The organism is Gemmatimonadaceae bacterium (assembly GCA_035606695.1).
In the GTDB taxonomy this organism is placed as follows: domain Bacteria; phylum Gemmatimonadota; class Gemmatimonadetes; order Gemmatimonadales; family Gemmatimonadaceae; genus JAQBQB01.
In genome coordinates this window covers 118,706-136,134 of the sequence record DATNEW010000023.1, presented here as the reverse complement: position 1 = coordinate 136,134, position 17,429 = coordinate 118,706, and the positions used below count along the sequence as shown (strand labels likewise).

Below are 17,429 nucleotides of genomic sequence, written 5' to 3'. Positions count from 1 at the left end.
ATTGCCTCATTGAATGCGAGGTGCACGAATTCAGACCTTGTCTCACGAGGAGAGTTGCATGAGTGAACGTCACAAGACGCACAATGGCCGCGATGTCGATGGACGCTTCCGCGTCCGGCAAGAGGATGTCGACGATCTGCTCGAAGATCCCAGCGGTGTCGACGCCGTGCGCGACGATGTGCGGCTCGGCGGCGCCGTCGCGGACGACGGAGCGCAAGCAGGTTTGCGCGCGCGTCACATTGGTGAAGTGATCGAGGAAAATCGCGAAGACGTGAACAAGGCAACGGGTCGTTCGTCGTCGCGCGGACGCGGAAATCGCCGCCGCTAAGATTTGCCCGCGTTTGCCCGCGCGGGGCTTGCGAAAGGAACCGTGATCTCGAGCTTTGGATTCGTGGCGTCGGTACCCGCCATTAACCGGAGCTCGAGACCATGCGATCCTCATTCAGATTTTTGGCATTAAGCGTTGTTGCCGTCGCGGCAGCGTGCGGTGGAAGCAGCGGCACGTCGACGGGAGTCACCGGACCGACGGGGCCGACGCAACCGACCACGCCCTCGTCACCGTCCAATCCAGTTCTCACGACGGCCGTGACCGTCGGCGACGACTTCTTCGATCCGTCCAACATTCAGGTATCGCCCGGCGCCACGGTGACGTGGTCGTGGCCGTCTGGCGTGTCCATTCACAACGTCACCTTCAGCGGTGACAATTCGGGTGACAAAGGCCCGGGCGGGTCCTTCAGCAAGGCGTTCCCGACCGCGGGAACATTTTCCTATCAGTGCACGTTACACGCTGTGATGACGGGGACGGTGCTGGTGAAATAGGCGGCTGCTTCGGTTTGCCGTCTGACGCCCGTACCGCTCGCGCGGTGCGGGCGTTTTCTTTTCGGTATGCGTGAGGCGTCTGTGTTTCGAATTCGAATGCGATTCATCGCTGTGCTCGTTCTTGTCCCCGGCGTCTGTGCGGCGCAGCGCGGCGGATTCGGCGGTCGCGGGCGCGGCATCGGCAAGATCGCGCACGAACCGGGCATCGACATTCCCAGGCAGGTCAATCCCGTGAACCTGCTGATCGCGCACCGGCAAGAGCTCGCGCTGTCGGATTCGCAGTTCATGCACATCGTCGCGCTCAAGCGGACGCTCGACTCAACGAATGCGCCGCTCATGCGGCGCCTCGACTCGGTGCAGCATGTCTTCCGCGGCGGACTCATATTCAGCGAGCAATCGCGCGAGCACCGCGATTCAGTCGCCGACGCGCGGATGTTCGTGAAAGGCACGAGCGCGGAGCTGCACGACAACTATCTCGCCGCGCGCGAGAAGGCATTCGGCGAATTGAATGCGACCCAGTATGCAAAGGCGGTCGACCTCGAGGCGAGCGCGGAGAAAGCCATCGCCGACGAAGAGCTCAAGGCCACAAAAAGCGCTGGACGTTCGGGCCCACCGCTGTTGCACTAGCCATCACTAGCCAGCACTAGTCTGCAATAGGCGGTTCGCGCCTAGCGGAACCCCGCGCGGCGCGCGAGAATTGCCGAGCCTTCACTCGGCCCCCGCGTCGCGATGCCGCCTTCCACATCTCGCTCGACTGCACCAACGTCGGCACGCGTGCTCGCGCGGGTCGTCGTGTTCTATGCATTCATCTTCGGCGTCGGCGCCGTCGCGTGGCGCTATTTGCCGCGCACGCATCTCATCACCACGGACTCGCTCGACGCCTTGTTCGGCGACGCGACCGGCACCATCCGCGGCAGCGGAAAGAATGCGGTGAGTGTCGCCACCGACCAGGGCACCCTCGCCGTCACCGTCATTCTGGCGATGCTTGGCTCCGCGCTGCTCGCGCTGCCCGTTGCGTGGATCTACACGCTGACGCGGGCGCGGCGCGGCTATCAGCAGTCGATCGTGCAATTGCTGATCGTCCTGCCGACGGTGATCGCCGGCGTGATCGTGCTCGTGAAGTACAGCATCGCGCTCGCGTTCGGGCTTGGCAGCGTCGTCGCGGCCGTGCGCTTCCGCAATTCGCTCGACGATAGCAAGGACGCCGTCTACGTGTTTCTCGTGACCGGTTTGGGGATTGCCGCCGCGGTCGACATGCCGGTGGCGATGGTGATTTCCGTGTTGTTCAACGCGGTCGTCGTCATTCTCTGGATGACGGATTTCGGTCGCACGCCCGTGGCGCTCGATGGCAGATTGGCCGAGCGGCGGTTGGAGCGCGCGCGGCAGCTGGCGCGCACGGGAACGTTCGTCGCGCGCATCGACGACGAAGTCCTGCGCAACATGACGGCGGAACAGCTCGAAGGCGTCGCGAAGCGGGCGTGGCGCCGCGCGCGCGAGAATCACCCCGACGGACACGGCAAGGGCGGCGATGAGGAGGTGCGCACCGAGACCCGCCTGCGGCTGCGCACGCGCGACTCGGGTCTCACGCGTCCACTGGTCGAGGCGCGGCTGGAGGACACGACGAAGCGCTGGAAACTCGGCGGCGTCTCGATGGAGCCCGATGGGACGTGCGTGCTCGAGTATGTCGTCCAGACGCGCAAGCGCACGACGCCCGACGAACTGCTCGCGCTCGTTGTTGCGACCGGTGGTCCCGAGTTGGTCGACGCCGAACTGGCGCGCTGAGCGGCGTGCTCGCGACCCTGTTTTCACTATGAGATTTCTCACGTCGATCTCCGGCGTGGCCGCATGGGGTCTCTTCGCCGGCGTGGGCGCGGCGCAGAATCCAAAGCCTCGCGCGCCGAAGGACACGTCGCTCGCGGCGCAGGCGAAGCGCGATACGGTGAAGCGCGCCAAGCTGGCGAAGATGCCGCACGACAGCCTCGCGGTTGCGCGCTTCTTCGAGCGCAGCGAGCCGCTGCCGGTCACGCTCGTGATCGACGTCAAGCGCATTCGGAGCGATCGCGATGCGAATGCGCCGTATCGCCAGGCGGTGTTCAGGTACAAGAATGACAGCGGCGGGATGATCTCGGTGCCGGCGAGGGTGCGCACGCGCGGCATCTGGCGTCTCAAGACGTGTGAGTTTCCGCCGCTGCGGATCAACTTCACGAGCGAAGCGACGAAGCACACGGTGTTCAAGGGCCTCGACAAGCCGAAGCTCGTGAACTATTGCCGCGACGACGACGCGTACGAGCAGTATCTGCTGCAGGAGTATCAGCTATACCGAGTGTATCGTTTGCTCACGCCGGCCAGCCACGCGGTGCGGCTGATGCGCATCACGTACGAGGACAGCGCGAGCGGCAAGGTCCAGGCGACGCGCTACGGCTTCATGGAGGAGGATCCCGACGCCGTCGCGGCGCGCATGAACGGCAAGATGCTCAAGATCACCGGCGCCGGTCCCGGCGATCTCGAGCCCTATCAGGACGCGCTGGTCGGCGTCTTTCAATACTTCATCGGCAATACCGACTTCGCGCTATCAGCGTTGCACAATGCCGAGCTGCTCGGCCGCAACAATGGCGACTATTTGCCGATCGTGTATGACTTCGATTTCGCCGGCGCCGTCAACGCGCGCTATGCGACGCCGGATCCCCGGCTCCACATCAACAGCGTGCGCGATCGCTTGTATCGCGGCTACTGCGTGCCGGACGAGGAGTATCCCAAAGTGTTCGCGCTGTTCAACGCGAAGAAGGATTCGATCTACGCGTTGTATCGCGATACGGTCGGCAAGTTGATTCGGCCGAGCGTCGTGGATGAGACGCTGGGGTATTTCGATCAGTTCTACAAGACGATCAATGATCCGCGCGCGGCGAAGGCGAGTATCGTCGAGGCGTGTTTGGGGAAGAAGAAGTAAGGCGTCATCCCGAGCGCAGCGAGGGATCTTCTTTCCCGGTAGAGAGCTCTAACCGGACAGAAGATCCCTCGTCGCTTCGCTCCTCGGGATGACAGGCTATTCCGAGCGCAACGCCACGATCGGCGACACCGACGACGCTCGGAGCGCCGGCAACAACACCGCCGCCACCGCCGCCGCCGAGAGCACACCCACCGCGAGGACGATCGACGCCGGATCGATGAGCGCCACGTCGTGCAGCTGGGCGCGCAACAGTCGCACACTCAGCAACGCGAGCGGCAGGCCGATCACCACGCCAAGCACGACCAATCGCATCGCGTCGATCAGCACCATGCTCACCAGATTCACGCGCTGCGCACCGAGCGCCACGCGCAGACCGATCTCTCCCGTGCGGCGTGAGATGGCATACGTCATCACCCCGTACAGTCCAACCGCCGCGAGAATCAACGCCAGCACGCCGAACGCTGTCGCGAGCTTCGCGAGCAGACGTTCCTGCGTGATCGTGTCGCGAATCAACGTGACGAGCGGATCGACGCCGTCGATCGGCAAGAGCGGATCGACGCTCTGGACCGCCTTGCGCAGCGGCTGCACCAGCGCCGTGGGATCGCCGCTCGTACTCACCTCCAACCGCAGCGATCCCGGCCAGCCGAGGTTGAGACTGTCGGCGGCGTGGACGAAGGGGAAATAGATGCGGCGAAGCGGCGCGGTGGCCAGCTCGTGGTCGCGCGTGTCGGCCAGCACGCCGACGATCTGCACCGCCACGCTGTCGTTGAAGTGGATGTATTTGCCGACGGCGTCGCCGTTGAAGAAGAACTTCGCCAGCGACTCATTCACCACGGCGACGCGCGGTACACCGGCTTCGTCGGACTTTGCGATGTCACGCCCGGCGAGGAGATGGGCTCCAATCGCGTGCGCATAGCCCGCGCCAACCTGGTCGTACGCGACATTGCTGTCGCTCGGCTGCCGCATTGCGAAACCGGGAATCTGAATGTTCGTAGCCGACTCGGTGCCGGAGAAGATGCCATTCTCCGAGAACGTGACCTCTTTCACGCCCGGCACCGCCGCGAGCCGGTCGCGCAGCTTGTTGGCGAACGGGCCGAGCAGCGGGCCTTGAATCCCGCGCGAGGTGACATCGACGTCGACGAGCACGAGATGATCGCGGTCGAGACCGATGTCCGTTGATTGCACGTTGCGAAGGCTGCGCACGAGCATCGTCGCGCCGACGAGCAACACGATCGACAGCGCGACTTGTCCCGTCACGAGCAGCGCGCCGAGCGGAGCCCTGCGTCCGCGAGCACCGAGCGCGGAGCCGGTGACGGCGGTGGCGCCCGCGCGCATCGTGGATGCGAGATCGACGCGCGACGCACGCACCGCCGGCGCGAGGCCAAACAGCGCGACGGCGGCGATCGACACGACCACCGTAAACGCCAGCACGGTGAAATCCATGTTCAATCGCAGCGGGATGGTGCCGCCATCGGCCGCCATCGTGAGCAGTGCACGACTGCCCCACCAGGCGACCAGGAGTCCCGCCGCCGCGCTCAATACCGCGAGCACCGCGCTTTCGGTCAGCAGCTGCCGCACGAGTCGCGAGCGATCGGCGCCGAGCGCGAGACGCACGCTCATCTCGCGACCGCGGGCGACGGCGCGCGCCAGGAGCAGGTTCGCGACGTTCGCGCAGATGATGCAGAGCAGCAGTGCCACGCCGATCATCAGCGTGATCAACGGCGCCTGGAAGGTCGTTCTCACCCGGGAGAATCCTTTCGATCCGTCGCTGACGTAGTAGGTGTGCTTGTCGGCCGCGAATTCCTGGGACAGGGACTGCGGGCCGCCGGCGAGCACGTGGCGCTTGATGATGTCGGGCAATACGAGCTTCGCCTGCGCGAGCGTCGCGCCGGGCTTGAGGCGGCCGAGCAGCAGCACCCAGCTCGCCGAGCGATCGTTGAGTATTTTCTGATGGGGCTGGAGCGACGGCTGCATCGAGATCGGCAACCAGAGGTCCGTCGAGGTGCCGACGATCTCGCCGCTGAATCCGGGCGGCGTAACGCCGATGATCGTCATCTTCACGCCGTCGATCGTCACCGTGCTGCCGATCGCGTCATTGCTCGCCTTGAATCGGCGCGTCCAATAGGAATTGCTGATCACGATGACTGGCGACGAGCCGGTCACGTCGTCCATGTGCGCGTCCAACGTGCGTCCCGCGAACGCCGGCACGCCCAGGAGGCTGAAATAGTTGCTCGAGACGAATCGTCCGTGCGGATGCTCGAGCTCTCGGCCACTCGAGACCTGGACGTCGAGACGACCGGTGCGGCCCGACGCGAGGACGTCGCTGAAGACGGGATTGTCGCCGCGAATGTCCTTGTAGAGCGGATACGAGAGCAGGTCGGTGCGCACCGACCCTTCCGAGAGACCGCCGATGCGCGACGGATCGCCGACGACGACGAGCTGCTCGGGATGCGCGACGGGCAACATGCGCATCAGGACGGCGTCGATGAGCGTGAAGATCGCCGTGTTCGCGCCGATGCCGACGGCGAGCGCGATCACGATCACCGCCGTGAAGCCGGCGTTGCGGCGCAGCGTGCGGAGCGCGTACGCGATGTCCTGTAAGAGATCTGCCATCATGTTCGTTCGTTGCCTCGCTCGTTCGCGTTGTTCGTCGAGCGTCATGCACGAGCTGCGCACGGCGTCGACGTTGCCGAACTGTCTCAGGGCTTCATGGCGCGCGTCATCGTAGGACCACCCGGCGGCGACCAGCCGTTGCACGCGCATGTCGAGATGGAACGCGAGCTCGTCGTCGACCTCGCGCGCGATGTGGTGCTTGCCGAACGGCATGCGGAACGCCCGGCGCATGGCGTGTTATGCGAGCGCGGGGGAGGAGGCGGCCAACGCCTTGCCGACGGCGCGCGCGTAGCGTTCCCACGATGACACTTCGGTGCGCAGTTGTGCGCGTCCGCTGCGGCTGAGCTGATAGTACTTCGCTCGGCGGTTGTTCTCGGAGTATCCCCACTCGGCCGTGAGCCAGCCGTTCTTCTCGAGTCGGTGCAGCGCGGTGTACAACGGGCCTTCTTCGACGAGGAGGTCGCCGTCCGTGATCATCTGGATCCACTCGGCGACGGCGTATCCGTGCCGCGGACCCCAGGTCAGTGCCTTGAGGATGAGTACATCGAGCGTGCCGCGGAGCAGTCCGCCGTCGGGATCGAGCATGGTGTTGTCCCCTCTGTGTTAGAGGGGAAAATAGGGTGTGGACCGCGAGGGGACAAGTTCTGGACTCCAAAAAAGCTCGAACAACGAACAGATCAGACACGATCTGACCAGATCTGTAGATCTTCGGCGGGCTGGCGTGCTCTCGCCCTGGACGGTTCAGATCTTGTCAGATCTTGTCAGACTCGGTCGTTGTTGGACAGTTCAATCCGGACGAGCGTTCGGTGGCGCGCGACTCAGCTTCCCGCCAACGCGGGCGGTACACGGCCTGGCGCTCGACGTGAGCGGTATCTCGACGTGAGCGGTATTTCGAATCGGCGTCGGAGGCCTGAGAGCCGAGTCTCCGTCGGCACGGTTGGCTCATTCATCCCATGGCGGTGTCGGGATTCCGAATGCAAAGATTGTGAATTCAGTTGTTCGGACTCCTTGCTGACAAACGGATGGCGGGGTAAGCTCGTGCCGGTCGCTCCTCAAGCATTCGCCTCCTATCCGCACTACGTGACCGCGCGGCTCGCGTCACTCATTCAAAACGCCATCGGCCCGGACTACCGCATCGAGCAGGAGCTCTCGGGCGGTGGGATGAGCCGGTTATTTCTCGCGACCGACATCCGCCACGACCGCCGGGTGGTGGTGAAGGTGTTGTCGCCGGATCTGATCACGGAGCAGAGCACCGCGCGTTTCCGCCGCGAGATCGAGCTCACCGTGAAGCTGCAGCATCCGCACATCCTGCCGATTCTGACCAGCGGTGCGTGGGAGGACGTGCTGTACTACATCACGCCGTTCATCCCCGGCGAGAGTTTGCGGGAGCGCATCGCGCGCGACGGGAAGCTGCCGCTGGATGACATCGTGAAGATCCTGCGTGATGTGAGCGGCGCGTTGGCGTTCGCGCATCAGCGTGGCATCGCGCATCGCGATGTGAAGCCGGGGAATATCCTGCTCGCCGAAGGGCATGCGATTCTCGCGGACTTTGGAATTGCGCGGGCGATCGGGACGACGCAGCAGGGGACGCCGATCACGACGACCGGGTTGGTGCCGGGGACGCCGGCGTACATGGCGCCGGAGCTGCCGACGGATGAGAAGGCGGACGTGTATGCGCTCGGTGTCGTGGCGTATGAGATGTTGGTCGGGAAACTCCCCAAACGAGCTGTAACAGCAAGAGAAATCATCGCCGGTCGCGGCCGGCTGTCGATGGACCATCGACGAAGGCTGGTCGATCTCGCCGCCGTCGTCGCGCGCGCCCTTGCTGGGCCAGTTGATCGTCGAACTGAGACCACCGCCGAGCTGCGCGCCGAACTTGAGAAGATTGGCGGACAGACTCGCCGCGCCCGACTCGCATTCATCGTTACAAGCATTTCCGTCGTCGTCGCCGCCGCCGTGACCGGAGTCGTATTCCTTACAAGGCAGCGCATCCCACCCGCGGACTCGTACGCTGTCCTCTCGATCGGCATCGATTCGTTGAATGTCGTCTCGCCGCTCCGCGATGCGATGGCGGAGTGGCGGGGAGTCACCGTCGTGGAGACGCGAACGCCCAACCTGGATGGCGAAGCTTCGCCAGATGCGGTGAATCGTGCCACACAAAGCCTGGCGGAGCACGTCGTCGTTCTCCAGGCAACTCGCGGGGGAGACAGCGTATTCGTGAAAGCGACTGTCTATGGGGGGTCGACTGACCACTCGCCACGCTCGAGTCGCACTGCGTACGCCAGCCGCGGTCGCAAGTCCGATCAAACCATGGTCTTTCGTCGGCTCGCGAACTCGCTACTGCGTGCCGGCAATGAGTTGCCGTGGAATTCGGCGACAGATGATGCGACCGCTTCACTCGCTGCATGGCGCATCTATGACGGAGGACGCGCCGCCCTCGCACGCTGGGACTTATCAGGTGCAGCGGCGCAATTCCGCGCAGCGATCCGCGTAGATGCACGGGTTGCGCCCGCACACGTGTGGCTCAGCCAAACGATTCTGTGGATCGGACGTGACGCCCAATTCACCGAGGCGCGGATCTCGGCCGAGCGCGCCCTCGAGTCTGGCGAATTGGACGCGCGAGATTCCATTCATGCAGCCGGACTCCTTGCATTGGCGGCTGGCCATTTTCCCGAAGCTTGCGCTGCGTTTCAGCAACTCAAGCTGACCGACTCCACTCGTGTAGTGCCGTGGATTGGATTGGGTGACTGTCGTGCGTGGGATCGGGCCGTCATCGTCAGTCGACGCTCGCCCAGCGGCAGCGCATTCCGCGGATCATTCGAAGAAGCGTCGCACTCGTATCAGCGGGCGGCGGAGTTGGGGTCGACTGACAGTTCCTCCGCCTTCCAAGGATGGATCCTCGGCCGTCTTTCACGAGTTCGGTACGCAGTCCCGAACGTCGCGCGAATGGGGGTAAGCAGCGGGGGTGACTCGATAACGTACGCCGCGCTGCCGGTTCTTGATCACGATACTCTCGCGTTTTGGCCGCTTCCCCTCACCGAGCTATCTACGAATCGAGGGCAATTGCCGTCGGGTCTGATGCTCGACGCAATCCGGCGAAACCGGGCGATGATGCGCCGGGTCGCCGAAGAATGGGTTCGCCGCGCACCCCAAGATCCGGCGGCCTACGACTCGCTCGCGACATGGGTCGAGGTATCGGGCGGCGTTGCTACGGTTGGTGAAGCCCAGCTGTCCACGAGCGATGTTGTGCGGCGCGCCCTTCAGCTGGCCAGTGACTCAAGTGAAAGAATCCATCTTGGTGTCAGCACGGTTCGGCTGCTCGTTAAAGACGGCAAATTCGCGGCAGCTCGTATCATGGCCGAATCGTTGCTTGCGGCAGGCGCCGGCATACACACGCCGTATGTGCCCGGCGTTGCTGGGTTGGCCGCCTTAATTGGTCACATCGACGAGGCCGCGCGGTTGCTTGCTTTGGACCCGGAGAATACGGCAGTTACTGGGCCACGCGGCATTCGGACGCCGCTCCCACGCCAGGTCTCGCAAGTCGCGGGGCGACTCGTGGCGTATGCCTCTTTGGGCGCGAACGCCGACACGACGGAGTTGCTCCTTCTGCGGTTCACACAACTCTTGCCGAGCTACTTCACTGATAGCGCGTCCGCGAGTGAGATCCGCGAGGCGATACTTGCCAGGCCACTCGCCCTCGCGTATCCGGTGGGCGGTGAGCTGTTTCGAACAATCGCACCGAGGAACAATCCACTCCTCCAGCTTATCTCGCTCGAGCAGCACAACGACGTCCCCGGCACTCAGCGCCTGTTGCGCGACCTGCAACGCCGAGACCGGGTCGGCGAGCCTGGCTTCATCGAGTTGACATATGTACACGCGAAGGCGGAGTTGTTCGTGGGTGACACGAGCGAGGCGACGCGAATGCTCGACCTGACGCTCCAGGCTCTGCCGACGCTGCAACCGATGCTGCTCGAGCAGGTCCCACAAGTCGGAGCGCTGGTTCGCGCTCTCGCCCTTCGCGCGGAAATCGCACGCGCGAAGGGCGATGGGTCGACCGCTGTCGAGTGCGCGGCCGCCGTGAGAGAGCTATTCAAGGATGCTGATCCGCAGCTTCAACCGCTCGTCAGGCGAATGCGCGCGATTGCGCCGTAACGGCGAAATCTCACCAAGCCTTCGTCAACACTGAACAGGGAGCGAAAATGCGCGAACTCTCGTCGAAACATCTACTCGTGATCTGTGCCGTGATGGGGTTCACCGGGGTCCGTCCCGAAGACCCGGATCCCAACGCGTCGCCGGCGTTGCAGCAAACGGTTGAGTATTACGTTCAGCACCCAGATCTATTCAAGGAGTTCGCGGGAAACCCTGACAATTGGAGAAACAAAAAGGCAATGGTGTTCCCAACGGCACTAATTCACGGCGATGGGTGCACGTTGGACAAGGACGTCATTATCACGCCGGCGAAACAAGACAGACATCTCATTCATAAGCGAGACCATCATCCGGCGGAGAACAGCGACCTCGATGACTGGAGCAAAGGCTATCTCGTCGGCCGGATTGATAATCCGAATGGGTGCGCCGTTCTGCCGATGCACGCCGGCCAGGGTGTGACCTATTGGATCGTTCGCGCGAATCCGAATGGGCACGACTACCAATCCTTGCTCGTCTCTGGTGAGATACCCGAGATGCCGGCAAAACCTCAGCATTTCGGGAAGTGCGACGTCGACCCGCACGATCAGAAGGAAGACATCGCCGCCGGATACACGACGGAGGAAGAGTGTCATCACACGTTCATGGCCAGGCTCGTCAAAGACAAAGCGTTTCGAAACGCTCGATTCGCCGAGTTGGAACAGCGACAAAAGGGGACGCTTAAGATTCGCCACGCGAACCAGCTGAAACCCCTGACAGATGCGGACTTCGCGCTTTGGTTCTCATGCTATCAAGGCTGTTGCTATGCCGACGGGTTCACCGAGTGAACGAGCGATACCTCCTCGCCACTTGCCGATGATTGGCCTCCGTTGCATCCTCCCAAGATCAACTCCTCTTTGGAGATGCACGTGACCCCGCAGTCCCGTTCTCGCCGCACCGCTTCGACGCCCTACCCCCGCCTCACCCACCCCCTCGTCCGCGACGCCTCGGGCGTCCTCCGTCCCACCTCCTGGGACGCCGCACTCGACGCCGCGGCCGAGGGATTTCGCCGGAATCTGTTGCAAAAAGGCCGCACGGCCACCGGCATCTTCTCGTGCTCCAAATCGACCAACGAGGTCAACTACCTCGCGTCGAAAATGGCACGGCAGGTCTTCGGCAATAACAACGTCGATTCATGTAATCGAACCTGACACGCCCCCTCGGTCGTCGGTCTGACGGCCATCCTGGGGGCGGGCGGATCCACCTCGTCGTACGAGGAAGCGGAGCACACCGACTTCGTCTTCCTCTGGGGATCGAACGCCCGCGATGCACACCCGATCTGGTTCCACCATCTCCTCAAGGGGATCCAGAACGGGGCGACGCTGCACGTCGTCGACCCGCGCCGCACCACCTCCGCCGCGTGGGCCGACGTGTGGCTCGGCCTCAACGTCGGCACCGACATCGCGCTCGCCAACGCCATGGCGCGCGTCATCATCCACGCGGGACTCCACGACGCATCGTTCATCGCGCGCGCGACCACCGGCTTCGACGACTACCGCGCGACGGTCGAACCCTACACGCTCGAATACGCCGCCGGCGTCACCGGCGTGCCGGCGGCAGGTATTGAAGAATCGGCATTAGCATATGCGAAAGCCGACCGCGCGATGATCTGCTGGACGTTGGGCATCACCGAACACCACAACGCGGTCGACAACGTCGTCGCGCTCATCAACCTCGCCCTGCTCACCGGACACGTCGGCCGCTACGGCTGCGGCTGCAACCCGCTCCGCGGACAGAACAACGTCCAGGGCGGCGGTGACATGGGCGCGCTCCCCAACAAGCTCCCGGGATTTCAGGACGTCGAGAATCCCGAGCACCGCACCAAATACGAGACCGCGTGGGGCAGAGACATCATCCCGCACGACGGCTGGAACCTGAGCGAGATGATCGACGCGATGAGCCGCAAGGAGCTCACCGCCCTCTACGTCATCGGCGAAAACCCCGCGCAGTCCGACGCCGATGCCTCGCACGTCACGCACCTGTTAGAGAACCTGGATCACTTGGTAGTGCAGGAAATCTTCCTCACCAAGACGGCCCAGCTCGCGCACGTCGTCCTTCCCGCGGCCGCGACGTGGGCCGAGGGCGAAGGCACGGTCACCAACAGCGAGCGCCGCGTCCAGCGCGTGCGCAAAGCGATCGAGCCGCCCGCCGACGCGCGCGACGAGATCTGGATCATGTCCGAGCTCGCCCGACGGCTCGGCTACGACTGGGGGCATCCCACGGCCGAAGACACGTGGAATGAGCTGCGGTCCCTCTCGCCACAGCTCTATGGAATGTCCTACGAGCGCCTCGAGGCACTCGGCGGACTTCAATGGCCGTGTCCCTCGCTCGACCATCCGGGCACCAAGTTCCTGCACGCGCGCCTGTGGGAAGAGGAGTTGGCCAATCGCGGACGTCTCGCGCCGTTCTCGTGTGTCGAACATTCCGGACCAGTCGAAATGCCCGACGAGGAGTATCCGTTCATCCTCAGCACGGGTCGTCGATTAGAATCCTATAATACCGGCGTGCAGACGGGCGGCTACGAGTCGCCGCTGCATCGCGGAGAGACGGTCGACATCTCGCCCGAAGATGCCGAGCGGCTCGGTGTCGAGCAGGGCGACGTCGTGCGCGTCACGTCGCGCCGCGGATCGATCGAGGCACCGGTGCACGTCGACCGAAGCTTGCGCCCGGGCGGCGTGTTCATGACGCTGCACTTCCCCGACGACGTCGAGACGAATCTCCTGACGATCAACGCGACCGATCCGCGCTCAGGCACCGCCGAATTCAAGGCATGCGCGGTGCGCGTCGAACCGGTGCGCACGTCGCGCGCGCATGCCAAACGCGACGCACGGCCTTTTGCCGCTGCTGGAGACGATTGATGGATCTACACCTGCGGCACGCCGCCCCAACTGATGACGAGCGTGCCGCGGTGGATGCGGTGCTTGGACCTCCGCGATCCCAGTGGGACGGCGGCGATCGCGATCCGGATCGCGATTCACACGTGGGATTCGGCGGCCGCGAAGCACGCTCGCGCCGTCACATGCTGCTTCCGGCGCTGCGCGCACTGCAATCACGCGTCGGATGGATCAGCGAGACGGGGCTCGACTACGTGTGCGCGCGACTCGACGTCGCGCCGGCCGAGGCGTGGGGGGTCGCGACGTTCTATGCGCTCTTGTCGACGACACCGCGCGCGCGCCGCGTACTGCACGTGTGCGACGACGTCGCCTGCCGATGCAACGGCGCCGCCGAGCTGATCGAACAGCTCGAGCGAACCGTCGGACCGGCGCATGCGCATGGTCCCGACGGTGACCACGTCAGCGTCGATCCCAACGGGGCGGTGTGGATGCGCTCGCCGTGTTTAGGATTCTGTGATCACGCGCCGGCGGCGTTCGTGCAGGAATTTGGGGCAGAGGCGAGGGAGTATCTCACTTCTGGCATCCCGAGCGCAGCCGGGGATCTAGCGTCCCGAACCGGGGACTGGCCGTTCGGCCGGGACGCTGGATCCCTCGCTGCGCTCGGGATGACAGACGTTCCGCAAAAGGGCGATCCTGCCCTCCGCCTCCTCAAACGCGTCGGCGTCATCGATCCCACCGACATCACGGCCTATCGGACGAGCGGCGGCTTCGACGCACTCCGCCGGGCCATCGAGATCGGCCCCGACGCGGTCATCAAGGAAGTCATCGACTCGCGCCTCATGGGCCGCGGCGGCGCCGCGTTTCCCACCGGCCGCAAATGGGACGCGGTCGCCAAGCAGGCCGCGCACCCGCACTATCTGATCTGCAACGCCGATGAGTCCGAGCCCGGCACGTTCAAGGACCGCGTACTGCTCGACGGGGATCCGTTCGCGATCGTCGAAGCGATGACCATCGCCGCGTTCGCCACCGGCTGCGAGCGCGGGTTTCTCTACATTCGGGGCGAATATCCGCTGGGCGCAGAGCGAATGCAGCATGCCATCGACGAAGCGCGCACCCACAACTTCCTCGGCGCCGACATCCTCGGCCGCGGCGTCACCTTCGACATCGAGATCCGCCGCGGCGCCGGCGCCTACATCTGCGGCGAAGAGACGGCGATCTTCAACTCGATCGAGGGATTTCGCGGCGAGCCGCGCAACAAGCCGCCCTTTCCGGTGCAGGCGGGGTTGTTCGGTCTGCCGACCGTCGTCAACAACGTCGAGACATTGGCGAACATTCCACTTATAGTATTACAGGGTGGTAATGCGTTCGCCGCCGGCGGCAGCGAGCTGTCGACCGGGCCAAAGCTGTTCTGTCTGAGCGGGCACGTCGCGCGGCCAGGCGTTTATGAGGTGCCGTTCGGCAAGACGCTACGCGAGATGATCGCGCTCGCCGGCGGGATTCCCGACGGGCGATCGCCGCAGGCCGTGCTCCTCGGCGGCGCGGCCGGCGTGTTCGTCGGGCCCGCCGACCTCGACATGCCGCTTTCGTTCGAGGGCGCCCGCGCGGCCAGGGCCACGCTCGGCTCCGGCGTGATCGTGGTGTTCGACGATACCGTGGACATGCGGCAGATTCTCGTGCGCATCGCGGGATTCTTCCGCGACGAATCGTGCGGCCAATGCGTGCCGTGCCGCGTGGGAACCGTGCGGCAGGAAGAGGCGTTGTATCGCATTGCCAGCGGAAAGACGATTGGCGGCGTAGCTCAGGAGATCGCGCTGCTCGACGAGGTTGGCCAGGCGATGAAAGACGCATCGATCTGCGGGCTCGGCCAAACCGCCTACGCGGCGATCGAGTCGGCAATCCATCGAGTTGGAGTATTGAAGTAATGTCATCCCGAGCGAAGCGAGGGATCTCGCGTATATGTATGAGTGATGTCCCTCTATCGAGATGCCAGATTCCTCGCCTTCGGCTCGGAATGACGGCTGGGGGCAGTCGCGGAATGACGCCGGAGCGCATGTGAGCTCCATAACAGCGCCGCTCGTCCAACTCCAGCGCCCCACGATCGCCACCGATCGCGCGCGGCGCACCTCCACGCGCACCATCCATCTCACGATCGACGGACAGGCCGTCGCCGTGCGCGAAGGCACGACGGTGCTCGCCGCGTGCCGCGAAATCGGCGTCGAGATTCCGACGCTGTGCTTTCTCGAGACACTGCATCCCGTCAACGCGTGCCGCATCTGCGTCGTCGAGCTCGAGGGCGCCCGCGTGCTGATACCGGCTTGCTCGCGCGCGGCGGAAGACGGGATGGTGATCCACACCAACTCGCCGCGCGTCAAGCACAGTCGCAAGCTCGTGCTCGAGCTGTTGGCGTCGTCGGTCGATCTCTCGACCACGCCGCAAGTCGCCGAGTGGCTGCGCGAGTACAGCGCGGTGCCGGAGCGCTTCGGTCCGCCCGCGCCGCCGGCGCCGCCAGGCACTCGCGATGCGTCGATCCCCGGACATCATGCGACGCCAAATCCCGACGTCGCCGCCACGGTCGCCGAGCCGACGACGATCGACAACGATCTGTACGTGCGCGACTACGCCAAGTGCATTCTCTGCTACAAATGCGTCGAGGCATGCGGACCCGATCATCAGAATACGTTCGCGATCGCGGTCGCCGGGCGCGGATTCGATGCACGCATCTCGACCGAGTTTGCGGTGCCACTTCCCGAATCGGCGTGCGTGTACTGCGGCAACTGCATCGCGGTGTGTCCCACCGGCGCACTGATGGCGAAACGCGAGTTCGACATGCGCACCGAGGGCACGTTCGACGAAGCGCGACAGACGACCACCGACACGATCTGTCCCTATTGCGGCGTCGGCTGCACCTTGCGCTTGCACGTGCAGGATGAGCAAATCGTCAAGGCCATGTCGCCGCTCGAGAACACCATCACGCAGGGCAACCTCTGCATCAAGGGCCGATTCGGTTGGCGCTTCGTGCAGAACCGCGGCGAAGTCGTCGTGCCCGATGCCGCGAGCGGGAATGGCCGTCACTGATCACGCGCATCATCCGCTCGTCGGTCTGGGATACGCCGAGCCATCGGCGACGCGCGAGTTCACTCGGCTTGGCGCCGAGGGGCCGGTCGCGGCGTCGGCAGACGTGGCGGAGGAAGTGCCGATCGCATTCGTGTACAACGGCCGGCCGCACGTCGTGGTGATGGGTACGCCCGGCGATCTCGAGGATCTCGCGACGGGGTTCAGCATCACCGAAGGCATCGTGCGCGATCTCGCGGCCGTCGAGCGCGTCGAGGTGGTGCGCGCGAGTCACGGCATCGAGTTGCAGATTCAAATCCCTTCGACGGATGCCGAGCGACTTGCCGAGCGCTCGCGCGGACTGGTGGCGCGCACCGGCTGTGGGTTGTGCGGCATCGAGACGATCAATGACGCGATGCGTGTGCCGGTCGCCGTCGGCAACGCGCTGCGTGTGACGCCGAATGCGATCGCGTTGTCGGCGATGGACCTGTCGCGGCGCCAGCGATTGAACAACGCGACGAGCACCGTGCACGCCGCCGGTTGGGCGACGAGTGACGGCAACGTTGCGATCGTGCGTGAAGATGTCGGACGTCACAACGCGCTCGACAAATTGCTGGGCGCCGCAGTGCGCGAAGGACTGCGCGACGGATTCATCGTCGTGACGAGCCGCGCGAGTTACGAGATGGTACAGAAAGTCGCCGCGCTCGGCGTCGAGCTGATCGCGGCAATTTCACGACCGACCGGCTTGGCGATTCGATTCGCGGAAGCGGCGAACGTCACGCTGGTCGGGCTGGTGCGGGGCAGTTCGGCCAATGTGTATACGAATCCTCAACGAATAACCGCTACCGTGTCATCCTGAGCGAGCGTCAGCGGGTCGAAGGACCCTGCCCCGACGGAGCACCTCTCCTCGGTGCACGGGGGTCCCTCGACTCCCCCTCGCTACGCTCAGGGTCGCTCGGGATGACACCCGCGCAAGAGAG

Annotated in this window: 13 protein-coding genes; 11 read left to right on the top strand and 2 right to left on the bottom strand. The window is 64.4% G+C overall.

Translation table 11 applies throughout. The features are described 5' to 3' along the window. Positions 1–58 precede the first annotated feature (58 nt). The 5 genes from VN706_10395 (at position 59) to VN706_10375 (ending at position 3,766) form a co-directional block, all read left to right on the top strand. A complete protein-coding gene (locus VN706_10395; protein HXT16027.1) occupies positions 59–328 on the top strand; it encodes a hypothetical protein in 270 nt (89 codons plus the stop codon). A gap of 101 nt (positions 329–429) precedes the next feature. Next, a complete protein-coding gene (locus VN706_10390) occupies positions 430–819 on the top strand; it encodes a plastocyanin/azurin family copper-binding protein (protein ID HXT16026.1) in 390 nt (129 codons plus the stop codon). A 96-nt stretch (positions 820–915) separates the two neighbouring features. Beyond that, on the top strand, positions 916–1,446 hold the full coding sequence (locus VN706_10385; protein ID HXT16025.1) for a hypothetical protein: 531 nt from the start codon (positions 916–918) through the stop codon (positions 1,444–1,446). Between the two features lie 102 nt (positions 1,447–1,548). Continuing rightward, complete coding sequence (locus VN706_10380; protein ID HXT16024.1) at positions 1,549–2,601, top strand: DUF4956 domain-containing protein; 1,053 nt, start codon at positions 1,549–1,551, stop codon at positions 2,599–2,601. A gap of 28 nt (positions 2,602–2,629) precedes the next feature. Next, entirely contained in the window at positions 2,630–3,766 is a 1,137-nt protein-coding gene (locus VN706_10375; protein ID HXT16023.1) for a hypothetical protein, read from the top strand. Positions 3,767–3,862: 96 nt separating this feature from the next. On the opposite strand, the gene VN706_10370 is transcribed toward VN706_10375, so the two are convergent. Continuing rightward, positions 3,863–6,610, bottom strand: coding sequence for an ABC transporter permease (locus tag VN706_10370; protein HXT16022.1), 2,748 nt, complete (start codon positions 6,608–6,610; stop codon positions 3,863–3,865). Positions 6,611–6,616: 6 nt separating this feature from the next. After that, a complete protein-coding gene (locus VN706_10365) occupies positions 6,617–6,964 on the bottom strand; it encodes a PadR family transcriptional regulator (protein ID HXT16021.1) in 348 nt (115 codons plus the stop codon). Positions 6,965–7,459: 495 nt separating this feature from the next. On the opposite strand from VN706_10365, the gene VN706_10360 reads away from it, so the two are divergent. From VN706_10360 to fdhD, 6 genes are all read left to right on the top strand, one after another. Beyond that, a complete protein-coding gene (locus VN706_10360) occupies positions 7,460–10,531 on the top strand; it encodes a serine/threonine-protein kinase (GenBank protein ID HXT16020.1) in 3,072 nt (1,023 codons plus the stop codon). Between the two features lie 47 nt (positions 10,532–10,578). Further along, positions 10,579–11,352: a hypothetical protein gene (locus tag VN706_10355; GenBank protein HXT16019.1), complete on the top strand. Its 774-nt coding sequence runs from the start codon at positions 10,579–10,581 to the stop codon at positions 11,350–11,352. Positions 11,353–11,427: 75 nt separating this feature from the next. After that, the gene (gene fdhF / locus VN706_10350; protein ID HXT16018.1) at positions 11,428–13,422 is read left to right on the top strand and encodes a formate dehydrogenase subunit alpha; all 1,995 of its coding nucleotides are present in this window, start codon (positions 11,428–11,430) and stop codon (positions 13,420–13,422) included. Next, a complete protein-coding gene (locus tag VN706_10345; GenBank protein HXT16017.1) occupies positions 13,422–15,320 on the top strand; it encodes an NAD(P)H-dependent oxidoreductase subunit E in 1,899 nt (632 codons plus the stop codon). The genes fdhF and VN706_10345 overlap by 1 nt, the downstream gene beginning before the upstream one ends. A gap of 130 nt (positions 15,321–15,450) precedes the next feature. Then, entirely contained in the window at positions 15,451–16,473 is a 1,023-nt protein-coding gene (locus VN706_10340) for a 2Fe-2S iron-sulfur cluster-binding protein (GenBank protein HXT16016.1), read from the top strand. Next, positions 16,460–17,308: a formate dehydrogenase accessory sulfurtransferase FdhD gene (gene fdhD / locus VN706_10335; protein ID HXT16015.1), complete on the top strand. Its 849-nt coding sequence runs from the start codon at positions 16,460–16,462 to the stop codon at positions 17,306–17,308. The genes VN706_10340 and fdhD overlap by 14 nt, the downstream gene beginning before the upstream one ends. Positions 17,309–17,429 lie beyond the last annotated feature (121 nt).

Bases quoted from the DNA above. Each gene is read 5' to 3' on its own strand.
- VN706_10395 (HXT16027.1), top strand. From the start codon at position 59: ATGAGTGAACGTCACAAGACGCACAATGGCCGCGATGTCGATGGACGC.
- VN706_10390 (HXT16026.1), top strand. From the start codon at position 430: ATGCGATCCTCATTCAGATTTTTGGCATTAAGCGTTGTTGCCGTCGCG.
- VN706_10385 (HXT16025.1), top strand. From the start codon at position 916: ATGCGATTCATCGCTGTGCTCGTTCTTGTCCCCGGCGTCTGTGCGGCG.
- VN706_10380 (HXT16024.1), top strand. From the start codon at position 1,549: ATGCCGCCTTCCACATCTCGCTCGACTGCACCAACGTCGGCACGCGTG.
- VN706_10375 (HXT16023.1), top strand. From the start codon at position 2,630: ATGAGATTTCTCACGTCGATCTCCGGCGTGGCCGCATGGGGTCTCTTC.
- VN706_10370 (HXT16022.1), bottom strand. From the start codon at position 6,610: ATGCGCCGGGCGTTCCGCATGCCGTTCGGCAAGCACCACATCGCGCGC.
- VN706_10365 (HXT16021.1), bottom strand. From the start codon at position 6,964: ATGCTCGATCCCGACGGCGGACTGCTCCGCGGCACGCTCGATGTACTC.
- VN706_10355 (HXT16019.1), top strand. From the start codon at position 10,579: ATGCGCGAACTCTCGTCGAAACATCTACTCGTGATCTGTGCCGTGATG.
- VN706_10345 (HXT16017.1), top strand. From the start codon at position 13,422: ATGGATCTACACCTGCGGCACGCCGCCCCAACTGATGACGAGCGTGCC.
- fdhD (HXT16015.1), top strand. From the start codon at position 16,460: ATGGCCGTCACTGATCACGCGCATCATCCGCTCGTCGGTCTGGGATAC.